This window comes from Corallococcus sp. AB038B (genome assembly GCF_003668955.1).
Taxonomy (GTDB): domain Bacteria; phylum Myxococcota; class Myxococcia; order Myxococcales; family Myxococcaceae; genus Corallococcus; species Corallococcus exiguus.
The window spans coordinates 958,497-974,703 of record NZ_RAWO01000002.1 but is presented as its reverse complement, the minus strand read 5'-3'; the positions used below and the strand labels follow the sequence as shown (position 1 = coordinate 974,703).

The window sequence follows — 16,207 nt, the reverse complement described above, 5'->3', positions numbered from 1 at the left end:
CGGTAACAGTGCGGAGGGCGCGCTCTTAGCGCCCTGCTGACTGGATTGTCAAGGAAGCTCGGGTGCTTATGTCACGTCGGGGCTTCCGCGGCCGTCTCGTCGCGATTGGCGAGCTGACCACAGGCCCCGGCGATGTCCCGGCCCCGGTTCTTCCGGATGTATGCCGCGACGTGAGCCTCGGCAAGGATGGCCCGGAATTCCTCGGCCCGCTGCTCGCCCGTCGTCTGGAACCCCAGGCCGGGGTTCTCGTTGTACGGGATCAGGTTCACCTTCGCCGGGATGTCGCGCAGAAGCTCCTTCAGCCGGTGCGCGTCGTCGTCGGTGTCGTTGAATCCTTTGAGCAGCACGTACTCGAAGGTGATGCGGCGGCCCTGGCGCAAGGGGAACTTGCGGCAGGCATCCAGGAGCGCCTGGATGTTCCACTTGCGGTTCACCGGCATCGTCTGGCTGCGCTGCTCGTCCGTGCTGGCGTTGAGCGAGATGGCCAGCTTGACGTCCGTCTCCTGGCCGAAGCGCTCAATCATGGGCACCAGGCCCACGGTGGAGACGGTGATGTGCCGGTGGCTGAAGTTGGGCCCCTCCTCCGACTGGAGGATGGCGAGCGCCGTCTTGAGGTTCTCGAAGTTGTGGAGCGGCTCGCCCATGCCCATGAACACCAGGTTCGTGAGCGGACGGAGCGTCTCCAGGCCCTCGTTGCGGCGCACCTCGCGGTTCACCGCGTGCACCTGGGCGACAATCTCCCCCGCCGTAAGGTTGCGCTTGAGGCCCAGCGTGCCCGTCATGCAGAACGTGCAGGCCATGGCGCAGCCCACCTGCGTGGACACGCAGAGCGTCTTGCGGTCCTCCGCCGGCATGTAGACGGACTCGATGAAGCGCCCGTCGCGCGTCTTGAAGCGGTACTTGATGGTGCCGTCGACGCTGCGCTGCTCCAGGTCCTTCACCAGCGGGACGATCTCCGCCTTGACCTTGAGCTTCTCGCGCAGGACCTTGGACAGGTCCGTCATCTCCTCGAACGAGGTGGCGCCGCGCTGATGCAGCCAGCGGTAGAGCTGCGCCGCGCGGAACGGGCGCTCGCCCAGCTGCTCGCTCAGGAACAGCGCGAGCTTCTCGCGCGACAGGCTGGCCACGTCGACCAGCTTCGCGGGGGCCGACATCGGCAGGGGCTCGGTGACAGGGAGGGCTGTAGCGGTAGGCTCGGACATCGTTCAGTCGGGGCTAACGGAGGGCAATGGGGCGTGCTTCCCACAAGAAGGCACGGCAAGTCAAAGGAGTGCCCGCCCCCTTCCCTGCCTACCCCTTCGAGTCGTGGTGCTCGGCGACGCCGCGCTTCCAGTAGCCCGTCACCCGCATCCAGCTCTTGTTCAGACCGCGCTCGTTCACCAGGTGTTCCCGGATGGGCTTGAGCGACGTGGACTCGCCCGCCACGAACACGAACCCGTCCCCCGAGGGCTGCGTCCAGGCGCGCAGCGCGTCCTCCAGGTGCTTCGTCGTACCGGCCTCCGCGTTGCCCCGGTGCAGCCAGGTGACCTTCACGTCCGCCTTGCTGGCGAGGGGCTGCTCCTCCGCGGCGTCCGCGACCTCGATGAAGGCGAACGCGCGCTTGCCCGCAGGCAGCTCTTCCAGGCGCCGCGCGATGGCCGGCAGCGCGCTCTGGTCCCCCGCGAGCAGGTACCAGTCGAAGTCGTCCGCCACGTCATGCGTGCTGCGCGGACCGCCAATGCCCATGTAGTCGCCGGGCTTCGTCTGCTGCGCCCACAGCGACGCGGGGCCCTCGCCGTGCAGCACGAAGTCGATGTCCAGCTCCCCGGCCTTCGGGTCGAAGCGGCGCGGCGTGTAGTCGCGCGAGGCGGGCTTCTCGAGCCCCTCCGGCATGGACAGGCCGTGGGGCCCCACCACCGGCATGTTCGGCTTCTTCACGCCGGGCTTCGCGAAGAAGCACTTCACGTGGTCATCCGCGCCAGGGGACGTGAAGCCCTCCAGCTCCGGGCCGCCCAGCGTCACGCGCACCATGTGCGGCGACAGCCGCGTCACGCGAAGGACTTCCAGCAACCGCAACTTCACCGGGAACGGCCCACGACGGGCCACGCGCTCTGAATCGCCGCTCATGCGTGCTTCCTTGCCGATTGTGATTTTCATTATCGGTAGCAAGGACCGCCCGGCAGGGCAACCGGATACGGCGCCCGGAAAAGACGACGGCCCGGGTCCGCGCCTCGTGGGGCGTGGACACCGGGCCGCTGTCACCAGGCTGGACGCTGCTCAGTACTTCTGGAGCTCGGTCTCGCGGAAGAAGTACGCGATCTCGTTCTTCGCGTTCTCCAGGCTGTCCGAACCGTGCACCGTGTTCGCGTCGATGCTCTGGGCGAAGTCCGCGCGGATGGTGCCCTTGTCGGCCTTCTTCGGATCCGTGGCGCCCATGAGGTCGCGGTTCTTCAGGACGGCGTTCTCACCCTCCAGCGCCATCACGACCACCGGTCCGGAGGTCATGAACGAGACCAGGTCCTTGAAGAAACCCCGGGCGCTGTGGACGGCGTAGAAGCCTTCCGCTTCCTTCTGCGACAGCTGCTGCAGACGGATGCCGACGGGCGTCAGGCCCGCCTTCTCGAACCGGGCGATGATCTCCCCGATGTGGTGGTTCTTCAGCCCGTCCGGCTTGATGATGGACAGCGTGCGCTCGATGGCCATGGTCGTTGGCTCCTCGTGTGTGTGTCGTGTGAAAGGTTCGGCTTAGCGCTTCGGGGGGCCGCGCTTGACGGCCTCCTGCAGCGTGGTGCCCAGCTCGGCGGGGCTGGCGGCCATCAGGATGCCCGCGGCCTCCATCGCCTTGATCTTCTCCCCGGCCGTGCCCTTGCCGCCGGAGATGATGGCGCCCGCGTGGCCCATGCGCTTGCCCGGGGGCGCGGACTGACCGGCGATGAAGCCGGCGATGGGCTTGGTGAACTCGCGCTTGACGTACTCGGCGCCCTCTTCCTCGGCGCTGCCGCCGATCTCACCGATCATGATGACGGCGTCCGTCTCAGGGTCGGCCTGGAAGAGCTTCAGCACGTCCACGAAGTTGGTGCCGTTGACGGGGTCGCCGCCAATGCCCACCGCGGTGGACTGGCCCAGGCCCAGCTGCGTCAGCTGGTGCACGGCCTCGTAGGTCAGCGTGCCGGAGCGGGACACCACGCCGATGCGGCCCGGCTTGTGGATGTGGCCCGGCATGATGCCGATCTTGCACTTGGCGCCGGGGGTGATGACGCCCGGGCAGTTCGGCCCGATGAGGCGCACGCCCGGCTTGCCCTGCAGGTAGCGCTTGGCGCGCACCATGTCGTTGACCGGGATGCCCTCGGTGATGGTGATGATGAGGGAGATGCCGGCGTCCGCGGCCTCCATGATGGAGTCAGCGGCGAAGGGCGGCGGCACGAAGATGACGGACGTGTTCGCGCCCGCCTGCTTCACCGCGTCGGCCACCGTGTTGAACACGGGGACCTTGCCCTCGAAGGAGGTGCCGCCCTTGCCCGGCGTGACACCGCCCACAATCTTCGTCCCGTACTCCAGCATCTGCTTGGCGTGGAACGAGCCCGCCGAGCCGGTGATGCCCTGGACGAGGACCTTCGTGTTCTCGTTGACGAGGATGCTCATGGCGTTCTTTCAGGAAAGAGGGGGCGAAGGCCCTACTTGATGGCCGCCACGGCCTTCTCGGCCGCCTGGCGCAGGTTGTCCGCGGGGGTGATGGCGAGGCCCGAGTTGCGGAGCAGTTCCTTGCCCTGCTCCACGTTGGTGCCTTCCAGGCGCACGACGAGCGGGATCTTCAGCTGCACTTCCTTCGCCGCCGCGATGATGCCGTCCGCGATGACGTCACACTTCATGATGCCGCCGAAGATGTTGACGAGCACCGCCTTGACCTGCGGATCCGCGAGGATGAGCTTGAAGGCCGCCGTCACCTTCTCCTTGCTCGCGCCGCCGCCCACGTCCAGGAAGTTGGCCGGAGCGCCGCCCACCAGCTTGATGGTGTCCATGGTGGCCATGGCCAGACCCGCGCCGTTCACCATGCAGCCGATGTTGCCGTCCAGCGCGATGTAGGCCAGGTCGTGCTCCTTGGCCTGCGTCTCGCGGGGCTCCTCCTCCGCCAGGTCGCGGTACTCCAGCAGCTCCTTGTGCCGGTAGAGCGCGTTCTCGTCGAAGGTCACCTTCGCGTCGAGCGCCACCACGCCGCCGCTCTTGCGGATGACCAGCGGGTTGATCTCCACGAGGGACGCGTCCGTCTCCACGTACATCTTGTAGAGCGCGGTGCAGAACTGGACGAACTTGTTCACCGTGGGGCCCGACAGGCCCAGCCCGAAGGCCAGCTCGCGGCCCTGGAAGTCGGCGAAGCCCACCGTGGGGTCCACGACAGCGCGGAGGATCTTCTCCGGGTGCTTCTCCGCCACTTCTTCAATCTCCACGCCGCCCTCGGTGGACGCCATGAAGGTGACGCGGCTGGTGGCGCGGTCGAGCGTCACGCCCAGGTACAGCTCCTGCCCGATGTCGAGACCTTCCTCGATGTAGACCTTGTGGACCTTCTGCCCTTCCGGGCCGGTCTGGATGGTCTTGAGCATCATGCCCAGGATCTGCTGGGTGAGCGCCTTGGCCTCCGCGGGGCTCTTGGCCAGCTTCACGCCGCCGCCCTTGCCGCGGCCGCCCGCGTGGATCTGCGCCTTCACGACGACGACGGGCGTGGCGAGTTCCTTCGCCGCGGCCTCGGCCTCATCGGGAGAGAGCGCGAGGATGCCGCGCGGCGTGGGCACGCCATACTTCCGGAAGAGTTCCTTGCCCTGGTACTCGTGGATCTTCATCGAATCTCCGGGTGGGACGAGGGGAGACGAGGACAACCCCTACACGGGGCGTCAACGCGGGCCCTCATTGCGCAGAAAACGACGGATGGCAAGGCCGTTTGGCCTCCAGCGTCGCGACGGGACACAGGCGTGTGCCTCCAGGGATAACACCCGGTGTCCGGGCGAATGAGGCGGCCTTCACGCAAACGGCCCCGCCCGGCGCCCCCGTGACAGGAGGCGCAGGCACGGGGCCGAGAGGAAGCCAGGTCAGCGTCCGGGAGGGTTAGCCCGGACCGGCGGAGGCCTTCTGCTCCTCTTCCTTGAAGAAGATGTCCTTGATGATCAGCTTGCTCACCTCGCGGTTCATCACCGCGATGGAGGTGGTGAGGGGGATCTCCTTCGGGCAGACCTTCACGCAGTTCTGCGCCTTGCCGCAGTCCTGGATGCCGCCGGGGCCCATGAGGGCGCGCGTGCGCTCCTCCGCGTTCAGCTTGCCCGTGGGGTGCATGTTGAACAGGCGGGCCTGGCTGATGGGCGCGGCGCCGATGAAGTCGTTGTCCAGCGTCACCTGGGGGCACGCCTCCAGGCAGCTGCCGCAGGTGATGCACGTGGACAGCACGTACATCACGGAGTGGTCCTTCTGCGACTGGCGCGGGCCGGGGCCCAGGTTGTACGTGCCGTCGACGGGGATCCACCCCTTCACGCGCTTGAGCGACTCGAACATGCGGTCGCGGTCCACGGTGAGGTCGCGCACCACCGGGAACTTCTTCATCGGCTCCAGGGTGATGGGCTGCTGGAGCTTGTCCACCAGGGCGGAGCACGCCATGCGCACCCGGCCGTTGATGTTCATGGCGCAGCTGCCGCACACCTCTTCGAGGCACGCGGAGTCCCACACCACGGGGGCCACCTTCTTGCCCTCCGCGGTGACGGGGTTGCGCTGGATCTCCATCAGGCAGGAGATGACGTTGGCGCCCTTCGCATAGGGAACCTTGAACTCTTCGAAGTGCCCGGGCTTGTTCGGGTCATCCTGCCGCCAGATGCGGAAGGCGATGGTCTTCGAGCTGACGGCGCTGGCCTGTGCGGTGTCCATGGTGCGGCTGCCCTTCCCTTCACTGCCAAATCAGGTGGCGGTGCCCGCGTGCGCCGGATGACGACGCGCGCGGGCCCGGAAAGAAAACGAACGCCTTACGCGTACCAGCGGGGCTCGGGGTCCAGCACGGGCGTGGGCAGGTCCTGGTAGGAGATCTGCGGGCCCTGGGCGGCGTAGGTGGCGATGGTCGTCTTCGCCCACTTCTCGTGGCGCTTGCGCCACAGGTCCATCCACTCCGGATCCTTGGTCGGGTCCTTCACCTTGGGCTCCGGCAGGGAGAAGTCCGGCTTGTAGTGGGCGCCGCGGCTCTCGTCGCGCAGGAGCGCGCTGGTGGCGATGACCTCGCCCAGCTCCAGCATGTTCCACACCTGGTTGGTGTACGACAGCGCGCGGTTGGCGACGACGCCCGTGTCCAGCACGTTGACGTTGTTCCAGCGCTGCTTGAGCTCGCGGACGCGCTCGATGGTCTTCTTCAGGCGGTCGTTGTAGCGGACGACGGTGCAGTTCTCCGTCATCACCTCGCCCAGTTCCTTGGCGATCTGGTACGGGTTCTCCTGCCCGTTCATCGCCTTGATGGTGGCGAAGCGGTCCTGCCAGTACTTCTTCGCGTCCGCGAAGTACTTCTCCGGCATCGCCGCGGCGCTGGTCTCCTGGTTCTTGGCGAAGGACACCATCGCCGGGCCGCCGATCATGCCTGAGTAGATGCAGGACAGCAGCGAGTTGGCGCCCAGGCGGTTCGCGCCGTGGAAGGCGGAGTCCGCCTCTCCGGCCGCGTACAGGCCGGGGATGCGCGTGCTCTGGTTCACCGGGCTGCCATCCAGCGGCGTCTGGGTGCGCGAGTCGGCCTCGAAGGAGACGTGCAGGCCGCCCATCGAGTAGTGCATGCCCGGGAAGATGACCATGGGCGTGTGGCGCGGATCATCTCCGACGAACTTCTCGTAGATCTCCATCACGCCCTTGATCTTCGCATCGAGCGTCTTGGCCGGGATGTGCGTCACGTCCAGGTACACGCCGTCGCGCCCGCCCAGGCCCAGGCCCAGGTCGCGGCAGACCATGAAGATCTCGCGCGTCGCCACGTCGCGCGGCACCAGGTTCTTGTACTTGGGGTACTTCTCTTCCAGGAAGTACCAGCGCTCGCTCTCCGCGATGTCCCGGGGGTTGCGAGTGTCGCCCTTCTTCCGGGGCACCCAGACGCGGCCGCCCTCGCCGCGCACGGACTCGCTCATCAGGCGCAGCTTGTCCTCGCCCGGGATGGAGGTGGGGTGCACCTGGATGAACTCGCCGTTGGCGTACAGCGCGCCTTCCATGTACGCGCGGCCCGCGGCGGTGCCGGTGTTGATGATGGAGTTGGTGGAGCGCCCGAAGACGATGCCAGGGCCACCCGTGGCCAGGCACACCGCCTCCGCCGGGAAGGTGCGGATCTCCATGGTGCGCAGGTCCATGGCCACGCTGCCGATGCAGCGGCCGGACTCGTCCTTCACCGTGCCCAGCCACTCCCAGTACTCGTACTTGGTGACCTTGCCCTCCGCCTCGTAGCGGCGGACCTGCTCGTCCAGCGCGTAGAGCAGCTGCTGGCCGGTGGTGGCGCCCGCGAACGCGGTGCGGTTGTGCAGGGTGCCGCCGAAGCGGCGGAAGTCCAGCAGGCCTTCCGGCGTGCGGTTGAACGTCACGCCCATGCGATCCAGCAGGTAGATGATGCCGGGCGCCGCGTAGCACATGCCCTTCACGGACACCTGCTCCGCGAGGAAGTCGCCGCCGCGCAGCGTGTCCTTCACGTGGATGTCCGGGTGGTCGCCCTCACCCTTGGTATTCACCGCGCCGTTGATGCCGCCCTGGGCGCAGACGGAGTGGGAACGCTTGACGGGGACGAGCGAGAGCACGTCCACCTGGTGACCCGCCTCCGCCAGCTTGATCGTCGTCATCAGCCCGGCGAGACCGCCGCCCACCACCGTGAATCGCGCTGCTGCCGCCATCATCGTCTCCTTGACCACCGGCAGCCGGGGGGGTGCCTTCACGGGGGGCCGCTGAAGTCCTGCTTCGCGACGCTGCCCCGCTCCCGTGCCAGGTGCGAGTCCAACACGCTAGTTAACTTGGAAAAATACCGCCGCAAGGACGGTGGGCCCGGGGATAAGCCCGGATCATTCACGGCATCAGGCGGGGCCCGCCAGCAGCATTCCGGCGGGCCCGACCGACGACCGGGGACTACAGCTTCACGAGGTCGACGGTGCCCTTGACGGAGGTGAAGGACTTGCTCAGCTCGGCCTTCTCCGCCTCGTTCAGCTCCACCTCGATGATCTTCTCCACGCCGTTCGCGCCGATCTGCGCGGGGACGCCGAAGAAGAAGTCGCTGATGCCGTACTGGCCCTTGAGCAGGGCGGCGGCCGGCAGCACGCGCTTGCGGTCGAAGAGGAAGCTCTCCGCCATGGCGATGGAGGAGGACGCAGGGGCGAAGTAGGCGCTGCCCGTCTTGTACAGGCCCACCAGCTCCGCGCCGCCCTTGCGGGTGCGGTCGATGATGGCGTCCAGCTTGTCCTTGGCGATGAGCTGGGTCAGGGGCACGCCGCCCACGGTGCTGTGACGCACGAGCGGAACCATGTCGTCGCCGTGGCCGCCGAGGACGAGCGCCTCCACGTCACGGATGGAGCAGCCCAGGGCCTCGGCCACGAAGCACTTGAAGCGGCTGGTATCCAGCACGCCCGCCATGCCCACGACCATGTTGTCCTTCAGGCCGGCGATCTTGTGGAGCGCGAACACCATCGCGTCCAGCGGGTTGGCCACGTTGATGACGAAGGCGTCCGGGGCGTGCTGCTTGATGTTGCCCGCCACGTCCTTCATGATCTTCAGGTTGACCTCGAGCAGGTCCTCACGGGACATGCCGGGCTTCCGGGGCACGCCGGCCGTGATGATGATCACGTCCGAGCCCGCGACGTCCTTCCAGTCGGTGGAGCCGGTGACGCGGCTGTCGTAGCCGTCCACCGCGGAGAGCTGGTTGATGTCCAGCGCCTTGCCCTTGACCAGACCCTCGGCCGCCGGGATGTCGTAGAGCACCACGTCGCCAAGGTTCTTCTGGACCGCCAGCAGCGCCAGGTTGCCGCCGATCTGACCGCCACCGATGAGGCCGATCTTCTTCTTCTTGTGAGCCATGGTTTCGCCCTCCTGCTTTGGGGGTGGGGACTACATGTGCTTGATGATGGCCTGACCGAACTCCGAGCACTTCACCTCGGACACGGTCTCCTTCGTCTCCAGCTTCATCAGGCGCGCGAAGTCGTACGTCACGGTGCGCGCGGCGATGGACTTGTCCATGCCCTTGATGATCAGGTCCGCGGCCTCGTGCCAGCCCATGTGGCGGAGCATCATCTCGCCAGAGAGGATGACGGAGCCCGGGTTCACCTTGTCCAGGTCCGCGTACTTCGGCGCGGTGCCGTGGGTGGCCTCGAAGACGGCGTGGCCGGAGACGTAGTTGATGTTGCCGCCCGGCGCGATGCCGATGCCGCCCACCTGCGCCGCGAGCGCGTCCGACAGGTAGTCGCCGTTGAGGTTCAGCGTGGCGATGACGTCGAACTCGTCCGGACGGGTCAGCACCTGCTGCAGGGTGATGTCCGCGATGGAGTCCTTGATGATGATCTTCCCGGCGGACACCGCGGCCTTCTGCTCGGCGTTGGCGGCCTCCTCGCCCTTGGCGGCCTTGGTGGCCTCCCACTGGTCCCAGGTGTAGACCTTGTCACCGAACTCACGCGCCGCGAGGTCGTAGCCCCACTTGCGGAACGCGCCCTCGGTGAACTTCATGATGTTGCCCTTGTGGACCAGCGTGACGCTCTTGCGCTTGAGGTCCACCGCGTACTGGATGGCCGCGCGCACCAGGCGCTCCGTGCCTTCCTGCGACACGGGCTTGATGCCGATGCCCACGTTCGCCGGGAAGCGGATCTTGCCCGCCTCCTTGGGGAACTCCTGCTTCAGCCAGCCCAGGAACTTCTCCGCCTGCGCGGTGCCGGCCTCGAACTCGATGCCCGCGTAGATGTCTTCCGTGTTCTCACGGAAGATGACCATGTCCACCTTGTCCGGCTGCTTCACCGGGCTGGGCACGCCCTTGAAGTAGCGCACGGGACGCAGGCAGACGTACAGGTCCAGCATCTGGCGCAGCGCCACGTTCAGGGAGCGGATGCCACCGCCCACCGGCGTCGTCAGCGGGCCCTTGATGCCCACCAGGTACTCGCGGAACGCGGCGACCGTCTCGTCCGGCAGCCAGTTGTTCACCTGCTTGAAGGACTTCTCGCCGGCCAGCACCTCGTACCAGGAGATCTTCTTCTTGCCGCCGTACGCCTTCTCCACCGCCGCGTCGAACACGGCCTGCGAGGCCTTCCAGATGTCGCGGCCGGTGCCGTCGCCCTCGATGAAGGGGATGATCGGGTTGTTCGGAACGGTCAGCTTGCCGTTCTGCAGGGTGATCTTCTCGCCAGAGGGAGGCGCCATGAACGCAAACTCCTGATTGAGACCGGGGTATTGAGAGGCGGCGGATAGTCGGGAACCCGCCCCCGGTCGTCAAGGAGTTTGGCCGCACGTCCCCCCGGGTTGGACGCACCCGGGGCGTGCCGCGCTTATCGCAGCCAATGGTCCGGAAAGCAGGATCGTTATTCCGGAATTCGGGCGCGCCCTAGAAGCTTGCGAGCCCGGGAGCCGGCAGGACGACGCTCACGGCCGTCCCCTCCTCCAGGCGCTCCACCGCGAGCTCGCCGCCCATGGCGTCCACCAGCTCCCGCGCGCGGGCGAGCCGCCGCTGGGTGCTGCCCACGCGCAGCGGCGACAGCACCACCGAGCGCGTCTCCCGCTCAGAGAGGCTCACGCCCGGCATCACCACCTGGAAGCGGGGCCCCACGTCCCCGAAGTCGTCCGGCGGATCCACCACCACCCGCACGGAGGGCGCCTCCTGAGGGGCCACATCCGCCGCGTGGGCGACGAGCAACAGGAGCACCTGCTCCAGGCGGCGCCGGCTGACCCGGACGATCACCGGATCCTCGGGGAGCTCCAGCGCCACCTCCATGCCGCGCAGTCGCCGCGTCGCGCCGAGCAGCCCCAGCGCGTCACGCACGCACACCGCCACGTCCACCTGGAACACGTCTGGAAGGTCCACGGACTCGAGCCCCTGGCCACCGAAGGAGGCTCCCGCGTCCCCCGGCGATCCCTTCACATCCAGCGCTGCGCTCATTCGCGGCTCCCATCCCCAGCCAGTCCCAGAAGTACCGACCATAACGGCCCCCCCTGACAGGGTCCATTGCCCGTCAGCCCCGGCCTGCCACCGCTTATTCACGTGAAGGAGGGTTACAGCCCTGCGCCATCTTGCTGATATGGATGCGCACGCTGGGTCCTGATTGCTCCTCGGAAAACCCGTATATAGACGGTCAACTGTGACCCAGGGTGAGTCAGTGGCGGGGACGAAAAAACAGCCCAGGCATATAAATTCGATTTGACTGTTACGGCCGAGACCTTCAATATGTCTTCCCAGAATCCAGAGCCGTCAGCGTCTCCAGTGAATCAGGGAGGAAGTGTTGTGCTCGCAACATCGCCGACCACGAACGGTAGCGCTGCCCGCAAGAGGGGAGTCCTGACGATGGATGGAGGGATCCCGGCATCCTCGAAGTTCCGGCATGCGATCGAATTCGGCAGTGGCGACGCGCTGCGCAACGTGATTCCCCTGCCCCCCGCTGAAGCCGCCCTGGATGACTCGGGCTACTCGCTGCACGGCAGCGGCCCCACGGCCATCACCTGCGCGGTGGGCCGGCCGGACGCGGTGCTGGGTGAGGTGACGCGGCTGTCTCCGACGGTGGTGTGGGTGGCCCCGCGGCAGCCGCTGGCGGAAGCGACCGAGTCGCGCACCTTCCCGGTGTACCTGGCGTGCAACGGCGCCACGATTGGTCCGCTCAACGGCGCCTTCATCCGGACGGACATGGACGCCCCGAACGCGCCGGTGGGGCTGCAGCTGGTGGGCGTGACGCTGGAGCAGGGGCGTCAGATCCTGGGCTTCCTGTCGGACGCGCTTCGCCAGGGCGTGGCGGTGCCGGCGGCCTCCGCGCTGCCCGTGCAGGACATCATCACGGACGGGGAGCGGATCCGCTCCATCTTCACCGCCATCTGCGCGTCCGGGAACAAGGGCGTGCTGCGCCGCCAGGGCCGGGTGGTGCGCATGGTGCTGGAGCGCTTCCACTCTTCTTCCGGTCAGCTGGAGTGGCGCACGGAGGAGTCCACCCCGGACTTCGGCGAGCCGGCGTACGACATCGACGTCATCGGCTACAACTCCGCGTACCGCCTGCGCGTGGAGACGGGCCGCACCGAGGGTGACCGCCTCTTCACCCCCCTGCCCGAGCAGCTGTTCCGCATCCGCCACCGCTGGCACCGCCGCGTCGCCGCCCCCGAGGGCGTGCACGCCCGGTTCCACCACCCGCTCTGGCGGGAGCAGGGGCTGATGCGCCGCGAGGTGCTAGACCTGTCCTTCTCCGGCCTGTGCATGCGCTGCCAGCCGCAGGACCTGCTCTTCCCCGGCCTGCTGCCGCCCCTCATCGAGCTGGAGCTGGGCGACGGTCAGCGGGTGAGCGTGCGCGGGGAGATCCGCTACGTCAGCGGCATGCGCGCGGACGGCACCGTGCTGTGCGGCCTGAGCGTGCTGCCCTACTCTTCCGACGAGGCGCGCTGGGTGCGCTTCGTGTCCCAGACGATGTCCCCGGCCACGCGCACCAGCGAGGGCCTGGTGGATGAGCTGTGGGACCTGTTCAACCGCTCCGGCTTCTTCAGCCTGGGTGGCAGCACCCCCGCGGAGTTCGAGGAGCTGAAGCAGAACTTCGCGTCGCTGGCGAAGCGCGCCGCGGAAGTGCCGCAGCTGTTCTGCAACGCGGTGTGGCCGTCCGAGCGCGGCATTGAAGCGACGCTGTCCTTCACCAAGCCGTACCGCAACGCGTGGCTGGGCCACCAGGTGGCGAAGCGGCCCGGCAAGCCGCCGGAGGGGCTGAAGGAGGCGGGCGCCATCATGCGCGACCTCTACCTGCGCACCTTCGAGCACCCGCAGAGCGACCCGGACTTCCACTGGGTGGTGGCCTACGTGGAGGCCCTCAACCCGTGGATCAACAAGGCGCACGTGAAGTACGCGCAGCGCCAGATGGAGGCCGGTTCGCCCCTGGCCTTCACCCGGAAGATCCAGAAGATGAAGGCCTTCAGCAACGAGCTGACCGGCCGCGTGCACCCGTACACGGTGGGCCCCGCCACCGCGAGCGAGCTGAGCCTGCTGGCGGCGACCATCGCGCAGCAGTTCCCCGAGTGCTACGTGCAGTCGTTGGACCTCACCCGCGACCGGCTGGACATGGGTCCCGTCACGGCGAAGTGGAAGAGCTTCGGCATGGAGCGCGAGCGCACCGTCCTGGTCGCCCGCCGCGACGGCGTCCCTCACGCCGCCGCCGTGGTGGAGCTGGGCCAGCTGGGCGCGAACCTCTTCCGCCTGCTGGACAACACCCGCCTGTTCTCCCTGCTGGGAGATGGACCGCGCGCGTACTCGGCGCTCCTGGACGCGGCGCGCCGCTGGTACGCCGCGCGCAACCGCCCCTCCTTCCTCTATCTGCGCGAGGACGAGGGCGGTGACTACGTGCAGGAGTGCGGCCTGCACGACGGGCCGGATCCCTACCTGTGGATCATCTCCGCCAAGCTCGTTCCGGACTTCCTGGAGCACATCAGCGAACTCACCATCGGGCGCCGTGGTGCCCACTCCCGTTGAGGATTCCCCCCATGACCAAGCCCCTCGTCGAAGAGCAGTACCTCCCCCACGTCACCGACGTCCGTCACATGCTGGCGACCGGTCCCCACGTGACGACGCTGCTGGACCCCAACGTGGAGCCCGCCCTGCTGGAGGCCTTCCTCATCCAGCTGTGTGCCCTGGGCGTCTACATGACGGAGCCCGTGGACGGGTGGATCCGCCGCGCCGGTGAGGCGTGTGTGAAGGCGGGAATGGTGGACGTGGGCGAGAAGCTCATCACCCACGCCAAGCACGAGGCCGGTCACCACCTGATGATGGTGGAGGACACGAAGAACCTGGTGGCCAGCTGGAACGCGCGCCGCTTTCCCAAGCTGGACGCGGAGGCCCTGATGGCGCAGGCCCCCACCCCGGCCATGCAGGAGTACCGGCAGATCCACGAGGAGACCATCGCGGGCCCCATGCCGGGCGGCCAGGTCGCCATCGAGTACGAGATCGAAAACCTGTCGGTGGTGTTCGCGCCCCGCCTCATCGAGCAGTGCAAGGCCGTGCTGGGCCCGGACGTGATGAACTCGCTGTCGTTCATCAAGGAGCACGTGGAGCTGGACGTGGGCCACACGGCGCTCAACGAGGTCATGCTCAACAAGCTGCTGGGCCAGAAGCCCGAGCACGCGGCGACCATCGCGAAGACGGGCGCCCGTGCCCTGGACATCTACCTGCGCTTCTACGGCGACTGCATGGCGAAGGCCCGGCAGATCCTCCAGGCCGCCACCGCCTGAGAAGCCTCAGGCCCCGAGCTGCGCCGCCCGCCGGGAACCCCGGTTGCCCCAGCGGGTGAGCGCGCGGACGGCCTGCTTCAGCGAAGCATGGACCTGCGCGACGCCCGCGCTGTTCGTGGCCGCGTAGACGTAGCGGTCCGGGCGCAGGACGACCAGGTCCGCGCCGTGCTGGGCGAACCACTCGCCCAGCTTGCCCTCCAGGTCCACCACCTCGCCGGAGCGGCCCGCGCCGGAGCGCGCCGCCGGCGCCACGGACAGCCACACACCGCCGATGTCCTCCGCCAGCGCCTTGGCCGCCTGCTGGACGTCCGCGGGCGCACCCGGCCGCGTCAGCACCGCGAAGCGCTGGCCGATGACGTCATCCAACGGGCGCTCCCCTTCCTCGCCGTGCTCCACGCGCGGCTGCGGGAAGTAGGCGCCTTCCGCCGCCTGCTTGGACTTGCCGCGCTTGCCGCCGAAGACGAACCCCTCCGCGTGGAAGAGGTTCGGCTTCATCTTGTACTCGCGGATGAACGGGCCGGTGACGGGCATGTGGTACAGCAGCTTGATGAAGGCGTTGCGCGCGCGGGCCATGAACGGGCCGCCCGACGCCAGCATCGAGCCCAGCGCGTCCGACATCCGCATCATCTCCGCGGCGTGCGGCCGACGCTCCACCTCGTAGGTGTCCAGGAGCGACGCGTCCGCGGCGCCGCCCAGCACGTGCGCCAGCTTCCAGGTGAGGTTCGCCGCGTCGCGCAGACCGGAGCACAGGCCCTGCCCCAGGAACGGAGGCATGAGGTGCGCCGCGTCGCCGAGCAGGAACACGCGGCCCACGCGCCACTTCTCCGCCATGCGGCTGTGGTAGGCGTAGAGGTTGACGCTCTTCACCTTCACGGTGTCCGGGTCGATGAAGGGCGCGATGATGCCGCGCACGTATTCGGGCGTCTTCACGTACTCCAGGTCCTGCCCCGGCTTCACCAGCGTGTCGAAGCGGATCTCGTCGTGCGCGGTGCGCGTCACGATGCCCACGCGCTCCGGGCCGCAGGGGTAGTAGGTGAAGTCCGGCGCGGACGACTGCGTCTCCACGGAGACGGCCAGCGCGTGCTCCAGCGCCGTGGTGCCCTCCAGCTTCAGGCCCAGCCGGCGGCGGATGCCGCTCTTGGCGCCGTCGCACGCGAGCAGGTAGCGCGCGCGCACCGTCATGGTGCGGCCATTGACGTTGTCCTTCACGCGCACGGACACGCCTTCGTCGTCCTGCATGAAGGATTCGACTTCATGGCCGCGCCACATGCTGACGTGCGCGAAGCGCTCCATGCCCCGGTGCAGCGAGGCCTCCAGGCGGGGCTGGTTGAAGAGCGAGCCGATGGGGTGACCGTTGGGGCGCTCCACCTTGGTGAAGTCCACCTCGGCGAGCATCCGCATCTCGTCATCCACGTAGGTCATCTTCAGGCACGGGTGGAAACCCGGCCCCAGTTCCCCCGTGAGACCGGCGGACTGGAAGATGCGCTGCGCTTCGTCGTCCGCGTTGATGGCGCGGGACTGGGTGTGCGCGGTGGTCTCCTTCTCGATGACCACGGTGCGCAAGCCGTACTGGCCGAGCAGGTTCGCCGCCATGGCCCCTACCGGGCCGCTTCCGACGACGATCACATCAACAGATTCCGGAGCCATTACTCCCTCCCGTTGTGTGCGAGCTGATCCGTTTTGAACCGAGCGACCGGACGACCGAAGCCCCCCTCGGTCGCAAGTGTCGTAAGTAATAATACCTATAAACTCCGGCAACCCCACTCTGGATACGCTGTTTCGACGCGATCCTGGCTGCCTGCCCCCCCGAGTCAGA

Annotated in this window: 13 protein-coding genes; 2 read left to right on the top strand and 11 right to left on the bottom strand. The window is 67.7% G+C overall.

The features are described 5' to 3' along the window. Positions 1-71: 71 nt before the first annotated feature. The 10 genes from rlmN to D7Y04_RS14995 all read right to left on the bottom strand — a co-directional run bounded on the left by rlmN (position 72) and on the right by D7Y04_RS14995 (position 11,086). Complete coding sequence (gene rlmN / locus D7Y04_RS15040; RefSeq protein WP_120596349.1) at positions 72-1,202, bottom strand: 23S rRNA (adenine(2503)-C(2))-methyltransferase RlmN; 1,131 nt, start codon at positions 1,200-1,202, stop codon at positions 72-74. An 88-nt stretch (positions 1,203-1,290) separates the two neighbouring features. Then, positions 1,291-2,106 carry a siderophore-interacting protein gene (locus D7Y04_RS15035; protein ID WP_121759765.1) on the bottom strand — a complete coding sequence of 272 codons (816 nt, stop codon included), beginning with the start codon at positions 2,104-2,106 and terminating at the stop codon, positions 1,291-1,293. Positions 2,107-2,256: 150 nt separating this feature from the next. Further along, positions 2,257-2,682, bottom strand: a complete 426-nt coding sequence (ndk, locus tag D7Y04_RS15030; RefSeq protein ID WP_120576711.1) for a nucleoside-diphosphate kinase — start codon at positions 2,680-2,682, stop codon at positions 2,257-2,259. Between the two features lie 42 nt (positions 2,683-2,724). Then, positions 2,725-3,621: a succinate--CoA ligase subunit alpha gene (gene sucD, locus D7Y04_RS15025; protein WP_120576710.1), complete on the bottom strand. Its 897-nt coding sequence runs from the start codon at positions 3,619-3,621 to the stop codon at positions 2,725-2,727. Between the two features lie 32 nt (positions 3,622-3,653). After that, the gene (gene sucC, locus D7Y04_RS15020) at positions 3,654-4,814 is read right to left on the bottom strand and encodes an ADP-forming succinate--CoA ligase subunit beta (protein ID WP_120596351.1); all 1,161 of its coding nucleotides are present in this window, start codon (positions 4,812-4,814) and stop codon (positions 3,654-3,656) included. 262 nt (positions 4,815-5,076) lie between these two features. Further along, a complete protein-coding gene (gene sdhB / locus D7Y04_RS15015; RefSeq protein WP_120576708.1) occupies positions 5,077-5,883 on the bottom strand; it encodes a succinate dehydrogenase iron-sulfur subunit in 807 nt (268 codons plus the stop codon). Positions 5,884-5,978: 95 nt separating this feature from the next. Further along, positions 5,979-7,856, bottom strand: a complete 1,878-nt coding sequence (gene sdhA, locus D7Y04_RS15010; protein WP_120596361.1) for a succinate dehydrogenase flavoprotein subunit — start codon at positions 7,854-7,856, stop codon at positions 5,979-5,981. Between the two features lie 229 nt (positions 7,857-8,085). Continuing rightward, positions 8,086-9,027 (bottom strand): malate dehydrogenase, encoded by a 942-nt coding sequence (mdh, locus tag D7Y04_RS15005; RefSeq protein ID WP_120576707.1) that lies wholly within the window; start codon positions 9,025-9,027, stop codon positions 8,086-8,088. 30 nt (positions 9,028-9,057) lie between these two features. Beyond that, complete coding sequence (gene icd / locus D7Y04_RS15000; RefSeq protein ID WP_120596352.1) at positions 9,058-10,353, bottom strand: NADP-dependent isocitrate dehydrogenase; 1,296 nt, start codon at positions 10,351-10,353, stop codon at positions 9,058-9,060. A gap of 181 nt (positions 10,354-10,534) precedes the next feature. After that, on the bottom strand, positions 10,535-11,086 hold the full coding sequence (locus D7Y04_RS14995) for a sensor histidine kinase (protein ID WP_120596353.1): 552 nt from the start codon (positions 11,084-11,086) through the stop codon (positions 10,535-10,537). A gap of 402 nt (positions 11,087-11,488) precedes the next feature. Here D7Y04_RS14995 and D7Y04_RS14990 point away from each other — a divergent pair, with 402 nt between their 5' ends. Both D7Y04_RS14990 and D7Y04_RS14985 read left to right on the top strand, forming a co-directional pair. Further along, complete coding sequence (locus tag D7Y04_RS14990) at positions 11,489-13,636, top strand: hypothetical protein (RefSeq protein ID WP_171807723.1); 2,148 nt, start codon at positions 11,489-11,491, stop codon at positions 13,634-13,636. An 11-nt stretch (positions 13,637-13,647) separates the two neighbouring features. Continuing rightward, positions 13,648-14,391 carry a hypothetical protein gene (locus D7Y04_RS14985; protein ID WP_120576703.1) on the top strand — a complete coding sequence of 248 codons (744 nt, stop codon included), beginning with the start codon at positions 13,648-13,650 and terminating at the stop codon, positions 14,389-14,391. Between the two features lie 6 nt (positions 14,392-14,397). On the opposite strand, the gene D7Y04_RS14980 is transcribed toward D7Y04_RS14985, so the two are convergent. Then, positions 14,398-16,038, bottom strand: a complete 1,641-nt coding sequence (locus D7Y04_RS14980; RefSeq protein ID WP_121759764.1) for a bifunctional 3-(3-hydroxy-phenyl)propionate/3-hydroxycinnamic acid hydroxylase — start codon at positions 16,036-16,038, stop codon at positions 14,398-14,400. Positions 16,039-16,207 lie beyond the last annotated feature (169 nt).